Consider the following 12,278-nt stretch of genomic DNA (forward strand, 5'->3'; position numbering starts at 1 on the left):
ACAGCAATCTTCGTTCCTCGCGCGAAAAACCCGTACCGGCGCCGGGCGGACGGTGCGTCACGCCAGCGCCGGTTTCGCCAGTAGATAGAACAGCATGCCGGACAGCAACATCGTGGCCGGCAGCGTCAACACCCAGGTCAGCAGGATGCGCGTCAGCATGCCGCCCTGTAGCCCCTTGCCGCCCGCCAGCATGGTGCCGGCGATGCCCGAGGTCACGATGTGCGTGGTGCTCACCGGCAACCCCGTGAAACCCGCCGTGCCGATCAATACCGATCCCACCAACTCGGCGCTGAGCCCTTGCGCCGGGGTCATCCGGGCTTTGCCGAGTCCTTCCCCCAGAGTGCGCACGACGCGCTTGTAACCGATCATCGTGCCCAGGCCCAGGCAGAGCGCGCTGAGCACGCGTACCCAGGTGGGCGCGTACTGCACGGGCGGACTCATTTGCCGGCGCAGCAACGCGGCGCGCCGCTTGTCGGCCGGGTCCGCATGATCGAGTTCGCCGATATGCTTCAATTGCGAGACGATGTCGTAGATATCGCCGCGCAGACGAGCGCGGACATTGCGTTCGCGTCCGCGTTCCGGCCCGCTTCGCGTGTCACTGCCGCGTGCGCCGGTCCGATCTTCCGCGCCGTGGCCGGGCCGCTGCCCGTCCAGTTGCGTCGCCTGCTCGCGCAGCAGCGGCCCGGCATCCCGCAGTTCCGCCGCCGAGCGCAGCGCGTGCGCCTTGACGTCGTCTCCATACTTCTGGATCAGCGGAATCGCGGCATTCGCGTAGGCCCCGAGTTGCGCGACCTGGGCGCTCGCCTGCGGATTCAGCGCGTACGTGGCGGGCAATAGACCGATGATCGTCAGCATGATCAGACCAATGGTCTTTTGTCCGTCGTTCGTGCCGTGCGAGAAGCTCACGGAACTGCAGGTCAGGATCAGCAGTCCGCGCAGCCACCAGACCGGCGGACGGTCCGCCTCCGGCGCCGCGAAGAGCGCGCCGGAGCGCACGATGACGCGCAGCAACAGGTAGAGTCCGCCCGCCAGCACGCACCCGAGCACCGGCGAAATGGCCAGGCCCTCCAGCACGGTACCGATCTGTTTCCAGTCCACCCCGTGAACCAGGCTGCGCGATTTCAGCAGCGCGTCGGACGCGGCCACGCCGATCAGCGAACCGACGATGCAGTGCGAGCTGCTGTTCGGAATGCCGAACGCCCAGGTCAGGATGTTCCAGAACAGCGCCGCCGCGAAAATCGAGACCAGCATCGGTACCGCCGGTGTGCCGTCGGGCGGCGTGAGGACATCCGGCGGCAGGATCTCGACGAGCGCGTACGCGACGGCGATGCCCCCCGCCATCACGCCGACGAAATTCATCACCCCCGACCAGACGACCGCCGGAACCGGTTTGAGCGAGTGGGTATAGATGACCGTCGCGACCGCATTCGACGCATCATGAAAACCATTGGTGGCTTCGAACGCCAGCACCATCAAGAAACATACGAGCAGCAATGCAACCACGATAACGGACGCTGGCGGAGTCAAACGGGAACGGCGGTCCTTGCGGCCACGTCGCGAGGACGGCGGGGCGCATCGCGCCCACCGACCGACGCGGACGCTGCGGCGCGGACGCGATCCGCGCGAGCGAGCGGACGCAAGAACCGGATGGAGCCGCCATGATGACACAGGATGCCGCGCCGGCGCAGACGCGCCATTTCCCCTGCCTCACACGCCGGTTCCCTGCCCGCGCGATCCATCGAGACGCCGTCCTTCCCGGTTCAATAACCGCGGACCGTGTCCACGCCCGATGGCACGACCCCGGTCGCGCGATAGGTGCGGATATTTCCGGCGACGATCGCCGACGCGGTGGTCTGATTCGTCGGGGCCGAGCAATGCGGCAAGACCGTGACGCGCGGATGCCGCCATGGCCATTCCTGCGGCGGCAGCGGCTCGACGGCGAAGACGTCGAGCACGGCGTGCTTCAACCAGCCCCGGTCGAGCACCTCGCGCAAGCCCGCGTCGCAGACGATCGGCCCGCGCCCGAAGTTGATCAGTTGAGCGTGCTGCGGCAAACGGCCCAGACGATTCGCGTCGAGGAGGCCCGTGGTCTGCGCGGTAAGCGGCAGCAGGCAGACCAGGATATCGACCGTCGACAGCATCGTGTCCAGTTCCGCCTCCCCGGCGAAGCAGGCGACGCCCGGCAAGGTTTTTCGAGACCGGCTCCAGCCGCACACGTTGAACTGCGCGTCCTGCAAACGCCGCGCCGCCGCCGCGCCCAGCGCGCCCAACCCCAGCAAGCCCACGGTCCGCTGCCCGGGCCCCACGTAATCGCGCGTCATCCACTCGCCGCGTGCCTGCTGCGCGGCATAGGCCGGCATGTCGCGGTGCAGGTAGAGCGTCCAGGCGAGAACGGCTTCGGCCATCGTATCCGCCAGTTGCGGATCGACCAGACGCACGATCGTCAAAGGCCTGTCGCGCAGGTCCGCCATCAGCCGTTCGACGCCGGCCCAGACGCTGTGTACCCAGGACAGGTGCGGCAACTGCCGCAGCGCCGCGGGGTCGGCATTGGCGACGATCGCTACCGTGCAGTCCGCCTTTTCCGCGTCGCTCAGCGCATCCAGGGCGACGATGCGCTCGTCCGGCATCGCCCGTTGCAGCGCGGCAATCCAGGCCGGACCCGACGTGTAGTGCGCGGCGCAGACGAAGGGAATCGGCGGGTTCACCTGGCGTAGATCCCGTTCATGTCCGAGAACCCCTTCACCTCGATCGGATTGCCCGACGGATCGCGGAAGAACATCGTCGCCTGCTCGCCCGGCTCGCCGGCGAAACGGATGCTTGGCGGGATGACGAAGTCGAGTTCCTCCGCCACCAGGCGGTCGGCCAGCGCCTGCCAGACAGGCATCTCCAGGATCATGCCGAGATGCGGCATCGGCACCCAGTGCTCGCCGACCTTGCCGGTATTCGTCACCGCAAACGGCTCGCCCAGATGCAGCGAGAGCTGATGACCATAGAAATCGACATCGAGCCAGGTATCGGTGCTGCGGCCTTCCCGGCACCCCAGCAGGTCGCAATAGAACCGGCGCGACGTTTCGAGATCGCGGACGTGATAGGCGAGGTGGAAAGCAGTTTGCAAAGCGGACTCCGGAAACGCGTGGTCTGAAAAACAGGCTGGCTGCAAGCGTAGCATCGGCTTTTCGAAAGCGATAGCATGTATTCCTTTTCGCAAAGAAAGGATTTCTTTTGGATAGCCGTTATCTCAAAAGCCTGATCGCCGTGGTGGAGTGCGGCTCGATCGCGGACGCCGCGCGCGCCGAGGGCCTGACCGCCGCGGCGATCGGCCAGCGCATCCAGGCGCTCGAGCGCGATCTGGACTTCGCGTTGCTGGCGCGCGGCGGGCATACCGCGAAGCCCACCGATGCCTGCCTGGCCCTGCTGCCGCGCGCCCGGCATATCGTCCGGGAGGTATCGTTGCTCGCGGGCGACGCGGATCCGCACGGGCTGACCGGCACGCTGCGCATCGGCGTGATTTCCACGGCGCTGACCGGGCTGCTGCCCGCGGCGTTGCAGACGCTCACGCGGCAGGTGCCCGGCGTCAAGCCGATCGTCGTACCCGGGGCATCGCGCGTGCTGTATCAAGCGTTGCAGGCGCAGGAACTGGACGCGGCGATCCTGGTCGCCCCGCCGTTCGCGCTGCCCCGCTCGATCCGCGCCGTTTCGTTGCGCCGCGAAGCGCTCGTCTTTCTCTCCAACAAGCAGTGGCGCGACGATATCGCCACCGCCCTGCGCGGCCGTCCCTACATCCGCTACGATCCGCAGTCCTGGGGCGGACGCCATGCGGCCCGTTACCTGGACGATCACCGTATCGTGCCGAACGCGTTGTGCGATCTGGACGCGCTGGAAGCCATCGCGATGCTGGTCGCGGACGGCGTCGGCGTCAGTCTCGTGCCGCGCTGGTCCGGCCTCGAACGCCTGGCGGCCAACTGCCGCGTGGCCGCGCTGCCGGGCGTGCCGTACCAGCGCGAGATCCTGCTGCTGAGCAATGCGCAAAGCGAACGGCCGAAGCTGGTCCTCGCGCTGACGCAGGCGCTTCGGCAAAGCGTCGAGGCCTGATCGGCCAGCGTCCCGCCGGCATGCATGGCGGCACGCTGCTCTGTAAAAAGTCACAAAAAATACAATCTTCCATCGGGAAGCACTTTCGCGAAACACAGATTTTTCATCCGATTCTCTCGCAAACCGGGAATTTGTCCTTGACTGACGATTTTAGGATTTGTATAAATTTGTACAACCTAAGCAATGTCAACCTCAAGGCCGCTCGATGAATCCTCGTTCCATGATGCGCTCGCTGACCGCCGCGGCGGCGGTTTCCCTGACGCTTTGCGGCGCCGCCCATGCGGCCGGCACGCCGAAGACGATCGAGAGCGGCCGCCTGACCTACGGCGTCGCCGCGACCTTCGCGCCGTTCGAATTCACGAAGGACGGCGCACTGACGGGCTTCGACATCGATCTGATCAGTGCGATCGCCAGGCAGATGAAGCTGACGCCGGACGCGCAGAGCATGCAGTTCAGCGGCCTGATTCCGGCACTCCAGGGCGGCCGCACCGATCTCATCAATTCGGCGATGTACATGACCCCGGCGCGCGCGACGCAAGTCGACTTCGTGCCCTATCTGAAAATCGGCGACCGGATCGTCGTGCAGGCCGCCAACCCCGCGAAAATCACCGGCCGCGACCAGTCGCTGTGCGGCAAGACGATCGCCGTGACGCTGGGCGGCATCGAGGAAACCTATGCGCGCGCCGACGTCCAGCGCTGCGCGGCGGCCAAGCTTGCCGCGCCGACCGTCATGACGTTGCCCACCGCCCAGGACGCGGCGTTGAGCCTGCGCCAGGGACGCGCCGACGCCCTGTACAACTCGACGCCCGGCACGGTCAAGCTCATGGCGGAAGTGCCCGGCGTCTATGCGGCAGTCGGCCCGGAATTCGAGCAGACCACGACCATCGGCATGGCGGTGAACAAGGGGAACGCGGCGATGGCGGCCGCGCTGAAGGAGGCGCTGGCCAAGGTCGTCGCCGACGGTACGTACGCGCAATTGATCGGCAAGTGGCAGCTGCCCGCGTCGGTTTCGATCTTCAAATAAGCCGGGCGATGACAGTGAAGAACATCGCATCGACGGGGCGGACGTTGGCGCTGGCGTGCCCGCTGGCGTTTTGCCTCGCGGGCATGCCGGCAGCGGCACGGGCCGACGTGAATGCATCGGGCAGTCCGCAAGACAGCGTCACCCTGTACGGCATCGTGGATGCGGGCATCAGTTATCTCAAAACCAGCGCCGGCACCCGCTACAGTCTGTTGAGCGGCGGCCTATCGGGCAACCGTTTCGGCCTGCGGGGCCAGGAAGACCTGGGCGGCGGCCTGAACGCCATTTTCCAGCTGGAAAACGGCTTCGCGCTCGGCAGCGGCAAGCTGCTGCAAAACAGCCGCGAGTTCGGCCGCCAGGCATTCGTCGGGCTCGCCGGCCATACCTGGGGCACGGTCACGATCGGCCGCCTGTACGATCCGGTCGTCGATCTGGTGCAGCCGATGACCGCCGACGGCTTCGGCGGCAGCGTGCCGTTCGCGACCCCGGGCGACGTCGACAACAACGACTTCAGCGCACGCGTGTCGAGCGCCGTCAAATACGCCAGTCCGGATTACGCAGGACTGCGATTCGAAAGCCTGTTCGCATTCGGCGGCGTATCCGGACACACCGGCCAGGGCATCACCTTCAGCGCGGCGGCCGCCTATCATCGCGGCCCGCTGAGCCTGTCGGGCGGCTATTTCCAGGCGAGCAACCCCAACGGCGACAACGGCAGGCGCAGCACCTGGAACAGCACCACCACCGACGCCCTGTTCGAAGGCGGATCGATCAACGCGGGTTACATCACCGCGCATACGCTCGCCATTGCCCAGCTCGCCGGCGTCTACGCCTTCGGCCCGCTCTCCGTGGGTGCCGGCTACAGCAACGCCCAATACCGTCACGACGGCGAGTCGACCTTCGATACGACGGAGAAATTCGACACCGGGCGCGTCTTCGCGTTCTACCGCGTCTCGCCGGCGCTGCGCTTCGGCGCCGGCTACGTGCTGACGGCGGCCAGCGGCGACACGTCCGCCCGATACAACCAGGGCAGCGTCGGCGCGTTCTACACCCTCTCGAAACGCACCGATGTCTATACGACCGCGGCCTATCAGCGCGCAAACGGCACGCAACGCACCGCGAGCGGCGCGCTGCAGAGCGCGCGGGCCACGATTTCCTCGTACGGCGTGGATGGCACCGCTTCGCAGACGATCGTGACCGTGGGTCTGCGCCATCGTTTCTAGGCGCGGTATCGCGGCCGCGCAGGACCCCCTCCAGGGCGCGTGACGCGAACGCCGCGCGCCTCATGATTTCACAGGAAACGTTGCCATGAGCATGCAATACCTCACGCCCACCGCCGCCGACGTGCGCGACGCGGCCGAACGGCTGGCGGGCGTGGCGATCCACACGCCCATCGTGCGCTCGGACCGGCTCGATGCGTTGACCGGTGCACGCGTCTTCGTCAAGCTGGAAAGTCTGCAACATACCGCCGCCTTCAAATTCCGCGGTGCCTACAACGCGCTTTCGCGGCTCGATCGTGCGTCGTGTCCGGACGGCGTCGTGGCCTACTCGACCGGCAATCACGGGCAGGCCATCGCCACGGTCGGCCGTCTGCTCGGCATTCCCACCACCGTGGTCATGCCCTCCAACGCGCCCGCCAACAAAATCAAAAAGGCCGAAACGCAGGGCGCGCGGATCGTCCTCTACGACCGCGACAGACAGAGCCGGGAAGACGTGGCCGCCGAACTCGCGCGGCAGGGGCGTTTCGCGGTCGTGCCGCCGGGCGACCATCATCACGTCATCGCGGGTCAGGGCACGGTGGCATTCGAATCGCTCGACGTGCTGGGCGCGGACCGGCCCGACATGATCATCGTGCCCTGCGGCGGCGGCGGTTTGTCCGCCGGCACCTGCCTGGCGGTGGAGGCCGCGGGCGCGCGCGCGCAGGTCTGGGCGGCCGAACCCGCGCGCTTCGACGATACGCGGCGCTCGCTGTGCTCGGGCAAGCGCGAGACCAATGCCGCGACGACGCCGCCGTCGATCTGCGACGCGCTGCTGGCGCCCACGCCCGCGGAACTGCCGTTCTCGATCAACCGGCAACGGCTGAGCGGCGTGCTGGTGGCGGACGACACCGCGGTCATGGCGGCGATGCGTCTGTGCTTCGAGGCGTTCCGTACCGTCGTCGAACCGGGCGGCGCCGTCGCGCTGGCCGCCCTGCTGTCCGATCCGGGCGCGCCGGTACGGGGCAAGACGGTGCTGGTGATCGCATCGGGCGGCAACGTGGAAGCCAGCCTGTTCGCGCAGGCGATCGCGCTCCCGCCGGCGTGAGCGGTCCGAAACCGTCCGACCTGCGGCTTCAGCTGCAGGTCGCCGTTTCCACGGCTTCGAGCAGCTGGTCTATGTCGACCGGTTTGCGCAGGACCACCGCCTCGGATATGCGATCCAGCGCGAGCGTGTCGGAATAGCCGCTGACGAAAATGATGGGCAGGTTCGGCATGTTCGAGCGTGCCATACGCGCCGTTTCCGCGCCGTTCAGGCCGGGCATCAGGAAATCGATGATGACGGCGGCCGGCCGTATTTCCTTGAGCAGTTCCAGTCCCGCGTAGCCGTCCTCGGCTTCCGCGACAACGTAACCTTCACCACGAAGCAACTCGGCAAGCGCAGTTCGCACGTTTTCGTCATCGTCTATCAACAAGATGGATTTCGCGGTGACTGTCCAATCGTGCTTGTATTTTTCGATGACCGGCATTTTTTTCCGTTCGGGTGGCTGCGCTTCCGGGAGCACCATATCGATGGTCGTTCCCTGCCCCGGATTGCTTTCCAGCCGGAAGGTTCCACCGCATTGCCTGACAAAGCCGTACACCTGGGCAAGGCCCAATCCCGTTCCATGGCCCTGAGGCTTGGTGGTGAAAAAAGGCTCCACCGCGCGCGCGGCGACTTCCGAAGACATGCCCGCTCCCGTATCCGTCACCGAAATCGCGATGTAGCGGTCGAGCCCCTGCGGCGTATGCACCACTTCCAGGGAGGTGGCCAAGGTAAACGTGCCCCTGTCGGGCATCGCATCGCGGGCATTCAACGCCAGGTTCAACAGCGCCATTTCGAGCTGGTTCGCATCGGCGAGCACGTATAAGGCGGGCGCGTGAAACTCACAATTGACTTCAATGGTGGGTCCGAGCGCATTGCCCACCATCGCGAGCGTGAAATCCATCACCGCACCCAGGTCGGTGGGTCGAATGTCGAGCCGTTGGGTTCGCGAGAAGGTCAGCAACTGGGATGTCAGTTTCTCGCCTCGTTTCGCCGCGGCATGCGCGTTCGATAGATGCCGGTGAGCGGGATGTTCCTGCGGAATGTGCTGTCGAAGGAGATGATGGCTCGCGTTGATCGCCATCAACAGATTGTTGAAGTCATGCGCGATGCCGCCGGTCAGTTGACCCACGGCCTCCATTCGTTGCGCCCGGTACATTGCCGATTCGGCTTTTATGCGCTCCTCGCTCTCATGCCGCAGCGAATGCGCCTGTTCCGCAAGACGCGCCTTCAAATCTTCGGCGAACGCGGCCTGCGCGCGTGCCTTTTCCCGATACTCGTCATCCAGCCGGTCTTGCGTCGCACCAATATGCAGAATCAGTCCCAGCATCGGCGCGAACGTCGCGATGACCAACAGCGAAAGCGCCATCCTGAAATCCATGAATCCGCCCGACGCCCTCTGTATCAGGAACAAGCCGATCAGCGGTATGACCAGGATGAAGATGAACAGACGTCGCGCCGCGGTACCGCCCGGCCCGCTCGATGCCAGCGGAGAAAACCAGGAAGTCCCGGCCTGGCCCAGCAGCGTCGCGAGCGAAAGTGCGAAGAGCGCGCTGGACGAATGCAGCGCGAGAATGCTGCGGCCCCAGAACACATAGAGATCGGGTACGCCGTACGCGTGACCCAGGATGGCGCTTCCCGATAGAAGCAGCGGCAACAGCGTGACATAGTAGGAGGCACGCAGGCGCGTGGCGAGACGCAGGCACTGCGCATACGATAGACACGCCAGCCCAATGGAAATCGCCGCCGAGGAATGGCCGCCCGCGGCAGCGGGGAGATCGAAAAGGACGTGCGTAATCCACGGGCTGATCCGATCCGTGCCGTGCAGGGCGATCGAACCCATGACGCCGATGCTCAAACTCAACGCCGACCACGCCGCCACGCCCGACACGCGCCGCGAGCGCGTTCCCCGGGTTTCGCCCGCGGCCCCCGGATTTCCCGAGATCAGGGTGACCGAGACGAGCACCATCACGAGCATCGTGGCCGCCGCCATGTAGCGATTGCCGACCACCAGCCGATCCGGGGAAATTTTATGGGTGAAATAATGATACGGAATCGGCAGGAACGACACGAGCGTGGCGATGGCGATCCAGGGAACGACCCCAGATAACGGTGGCGACATTCGTGGTGTACCGTCATTGCTGGATGTGAACGTCAATTTATGCACCTGCCGGGGTCGCCGATCATGGGAACCTACAGCCTCACGGGGATTCCTGAGTGTAGTGAACGCTATGATACAAAAAGATCGGCTCGAACCCGGCAAATTCAGCATGGAAGGGGCTTGTACTGCGCATCAACACCGCCGCCCTTCCCCGAGAAAACGGAAACCCGTTATCGCGCTGCTGCCGCGCGCGCCGCATCGACGAACGCCCGCAACAGCGGATGCGGACGGTGTCGCGTCGAGCTTTGCTCGGGGTGACCCTGCATGCCGATGAAAAAAGGATGATCGCGGGCTTCGATCGCATCGACGATCTGGCCGCTGTCGTCCCGGGCGACCACGTTCAGGCCCGCGGCCGTCAATGCCGGATGCAGCGCGGCATTGAAGCGATAGCGATGGTTGTAGCGCAAGCCGTGCTCACCGTCGAGAATCGTCCTCAGATGCGAGCCGTCGACGACCTGCATTCGGTGTTCTCCCACGCGATGCCTTTCCTCCGACGCCGCCGGCGGATCGGCGCGCATCGGTACGAAACTCGGCACGCGCACGTTCGCGTCGACTTCCGTCAAACCGACATCGTCCGTGCCGAGAGCCACCTGCAACACCGCGGTCGCCATCGTCTGCATGCCGAGACACAGCCCCACCACCGGCGTGCCCGAAAGCCAGCCATGGCGCGCCGCCCTCACCTGCCCCGGCACCGCCCGCATGTCGGCGCCGCCCGGCAGCAGGATGCCGTCGCACCCGGCGAGCGCGGCGGGTGCGCCTGCCGGGCTTAACGTCCCGGGGGCGACGAACCGCAGATCGAGCGTCGCGCTGTCGATCCTGGCGGCATCCAGCGCGTCGCCCAGCGCGGCGAGCGTGGCGGGGTAACCTTCGCGCTGTCCGGCTTCGCTGCCGATCAGCGCGATGCATAGCCGTGCGGGTTCACCGTGTACGATACGCGGCGCGCGCCGTAGGCTATCGGCCCCAGGGGGTGCCGCCGACCAGCGGCCGAAGTCGTCCTGCCGGCAGTCGTCCAGTCCCGGGATGGCGAGGCCCGTCGCGACATCGACGACTCGCCAGGCGTCTCCCGCGCGAAGCACGCGGCAATGACGCACCGGGACATCCTGACCGTCCGCCTGTCTGCGCCACGCCGCGGCCGACACGCCATCGCCCATGACGCGCGGATGCAGCGGCACGACGATATCGCGCTCCCGCGCCGCGGCCGGCGCATCCCCGCAGGGCGCACGCAGCACGCCGAGACGTTCCGCCCAGATCAGTCCGCTGGGCGCGAGCCCCCGATCCCGGGTGACGAACTGTACCGCGTCCGGAAAACGCGCCTCGTCGAGCGCCGCGGGCGCGGGCCATAGCGTGGCGTGCAGCGCATCGGCGAGCAGCGCCGCGAGGGCGCCGTACCGCGCGGGCAGATCGCTGTCGTCCTCGACCAGATACAGCATGGCGGCGCCCTCCCTCAGTTCGGTGCCGCGGCGCCGGCCGCGCTCGCCGACGAGACCGGAACCGGGACCGGGACCGGGTCCGCCAGCCGCAACGCGGCGCAGGCCGCCTCGATGCGGCGGCAGGCCTCGGCGAGCGTCGCGGGCGCCACCGCGTAGGCGATGCGGATATGATCCTCCACGCCGAAAGCGCCGCCATGAACCACGCCCACGTGCGCCGCTTCGAGCAGATAATTCGCGAAATCCAGATCGCTGTGCAGACGGGTACCGTCCGGCGTGGTCGCGCCGATGAGCCGCGAGCAATCGACGAACGCGTAGAACGCGCCTTCCGATGCCGAACACGACAGACCCTGGCACCGCGCGATGCAAGCCAGCACGGCGGCGCGTCCCGCGCGCAGCGCCGCGAGCCAGTCGCTCATGAACGCGGTACCGCCACGCAGGGCCGCGACGGCCGCCGCCTGCGAGATCGTGCTCGGATTCGACGTGCTCTGCGATTGCAGCGTGTTCATTGCCGCGATCAGCCATGCCGGGCCGCCCGCATAGCCCAGCCGCCAGCCGGTCATCGAATAGCCTTTCGAGACGCCGTTGATCGTCAGCGTCCGCTCCTTCAGACGCGGCTCGACCTGGGCCGGCGTGAAGAAGGCGCCGTCGTAACGCACCTGTTCATAGATATCGTCGGCCATCAGCAGCACGTGATCGTGCTCGAGCAGCACGTCCGTGAGCGCCTTCAGTTCGTCATGCGTATAGATCGCGCCCGACGGATTGTTCGGCGAATTCAGGATCAGCCAGCGGGTCTTCGGGCCGATTGCCGCGCGCAGGACCTCGGGGCGCAGCTTCCAGCCGTCGGCGGCGGCGCAGGGCAGCACCCGCGTGCGGCCGTCCGCCAGCGCCACCATATCGGGATAGGACACCCAATACGGCGCGCAGACCAGCACCTCGTCGTCGGTATCGATGGTCGCGAGCAGCGCGTTGAAGATCAGATGCTTGGCGCCGGTCCCGGCGATCACTTCCTTGCTGGTGTACGCGATGCCGTTGTCGCGCTGGAATTTCTCGGCGATGGCGGCGAGCAGTTCGGCCGTGCCGGCGACCGCCGTGTACTTCGTGTCGCCGCGCTCGATCGCGGCGATGCCCGCGCGCTTGATGTGCGCCGGCGTATCGAAATTGAGTTCTCCCTCGCCCAGATTAATCACGGGTTTGCCCTGCGCGAGCAATGCCCTGACCTTGTCGGAAATGACCGCGGTGGGAGATGGCCGCACGCGACGCATGCGCGGTGCGAGCTTCGTGGATGACATGAACTGAC

At 66.4% G+C, this 12,278-nt stretch carries 10 protein-coding genes; 4 read left to right on the forward strand and 6 right to left on the reverse strand.

Going from position 1 to position 12,278, the window contains the following annotated elements:
• Positions 1-57 precede the first annotated feature (57 nt).
• The 3 genes from OVY01_RS02615 to OVY01_RS02625 all read right to left on the reverse strand — a co-directional run bounded on the left by OVY01_RS02615 (position 58) and on the right by OVY01_RS02625 (position 3,115).
• On the reverse strand, positions 58-1,503 hold the full coding sequence (locus OVY01_RS02615; RefSeq protein WP_267845422.1) for an inorganic phosphate transporter: 1,446 nt from the start codon (positions 1,501-1,503) through the stop codon (positions 58-60).
• Positions 1,504-1,760: 257 nt separating this feature from the next.
• Entirely contained in the window at positions 1,761-2,705 is a 945-nt protein-coding gene (locus tag OVY01_RS02620) for a 2-hydroxyacid dehydrogenase (protein ID WP_267845424.1), read from the reverse strand.
• Positions 2,702-3,115, reverse strand: coding sequence for a VOC family protein (locus tag OVY01_RS02625; RefSeq protein ID WP_267845425.1), 414 nt, complete (start codon positions 3,113-3,115; stop codon positions 2,702-2,704). Before OVY01_RS02625 ends, OVY01_RS02620 begins: the two co-directional genes overlap by 4 nt.
• Before the next feature lie 107 nt (positions 3,116-3,222).
• On the opposite strand from OVY01_RS02625, the gene OVY01_RS02630 reads away from it, so the two are divergent.
• From OVY01_RS02630 to OVY01_RS02645, 4 genes are all read left to right on the forward strand, one after another.
• On the forward strand, positions 3,223-4,092 hold the full coding sequence (locus OVY01_RS02630; protein ID WP_267845426.1) for a LysR substrate-binding domain-containing protein: 870 nt from the start codon (positions 3,223-3,225) through the stop codon (positions 4,090-4,092).
• A gap of 205 nt (positions 4,093-4,297) precedes the next feature.
• Positions 4,298-5,116 carry an ABC transporter substrate-binding protein gene (locus OVY01_RS02635; RefSeq protein WP_267845428.1) on the forward strand — a complete coding sequence of 273 codons (819 nt, stop codon included), beginning with the start codon at positions 4,298-4,300 and terminating at the stop codon, positions 5,114-5,116.
• An 8-nt stretch (positions 5,117-5,124) separates the two neighbouring features.
• The gene (locus OVY01_RS02640) at positions 5,125-6,333 is read left to right on the forward strand and encodes a porin (protein WP_267845429.1); all 1,209 of its coding nucleotides are present in this window, start codon (positions 5,125-5,127) and stop codon (positions 6,331-6,333) included.
• A gap of 85 nt (positions 6,334-6,418) precedes the next feature.
• Positions 6,419-7,414, forward strand: a complete 996-nt coding sequence (locus OVY01_RS02645; protein WP_267845430.1) for a threonine ammonia-lyase — start codon at positions 6,419-6,421, stop codon at positions 7,412-7,414.
• Positions 7,415-7,442: 28 nt separating this feature from the next.
• Here the strand turns inward: OVY01_RS02645 and OVY01_RS02650 are convergent, their stop codons facing one another.
• The 3 genes from OVY01_RS02650 to OVY01_RS02660 are packed head-to-tail and all read right to left on the reverse strand — an operon-like array spanning position 7,443 to position 12,270.
• Positions 7,443-9,662, reverse strand: a complete 2,220-nt coding sequence (locus tag OVY01_RS02650; protein ID WP_267845433.1) for a response regulator — start codon at positions 9,660-9,662, stop codon at positions 7,443-7,445.
• A 59-nt stretch (positions 9,663-9,721) separates the two neighbouring features.
• Positions 9,722-10,981, reverse strand: a complete 1,260-nt coding sequence (locus tag OVY01_RS02655) for a glutamine amidotransferase-related protein (protein WP_267845434.1) — start codon at positions 10,979-10,981, stop codon at positions 9,722-9,724.
• 14 nt (positions 10,982-10,995) lie between these two features.
• The gene (locus tag OVY01_RS02660) at positions 10,996-12,270 is read right to left on the reverse strand and encodes a pyridoxal phosphate-dependent aminotransferase (protein ID WP_267845435.1); all 1,275 of its coding nucleotides are present in this window, start codon (positions 12,268-12,270) and stop codon (positions 10,996-10,998) included.
• Between the last annotated feature and the right edge of the window lie 8 nt (positions 12,271-12,278).

Source organism: Robbsia betulipollinis, assembly GCF_026624755.1.
GTDB lineage: Bacteria > Pseudomonadota > Gammaproteobacteria > Burkholderiales > Burkholderiaceae > Robbsia > Robbsia betulipollinis.

Coding starts and splice junctions, on each gene's coding strand:
- OVY01_RS02635 (WP_267845428.1), top strand. CDS start 4,298: ATGAATCCTCGTTCCATGATGCGCTCGCTGACCGCCGCGGCGGCGGTT.
- OVY01_RS02645 (WP_267845430.1), top strand. CDS start 6,419: ATGAGCATGCAATACCTCACGCCCACCGCCGCCGACGTGCGCGACGCG.
- OVY01_RS02655 (WP_267845434.1), bottom strand. CDS start 10,981: ATGCTGTATCTGGTCGAGGACGACAGCGATCTGCCCGCGCGGTACGGC.
- OVY01_RS02640 (WP_267845429.1), top strand. CDS start 5,125: ATGACAGTGAAGAACATCGCATCGACGGGGCGGACGTTGGCGCTGGCG.
- OVY01_RS02660 (WP_267845435.1), bottom strand. CDS start 12,270: ATGTCATCCACGAAGCTCGCACCGCGCATGCGTCGCGTGCGGCCATCT.
- OVY01_RS02650 (WP_267845433.1), bottom strand. CDS start 9,662: ATGCTGAATTTGCCGGGTTCGAGCCGATCTTTTTGTATCATAGCGTTC.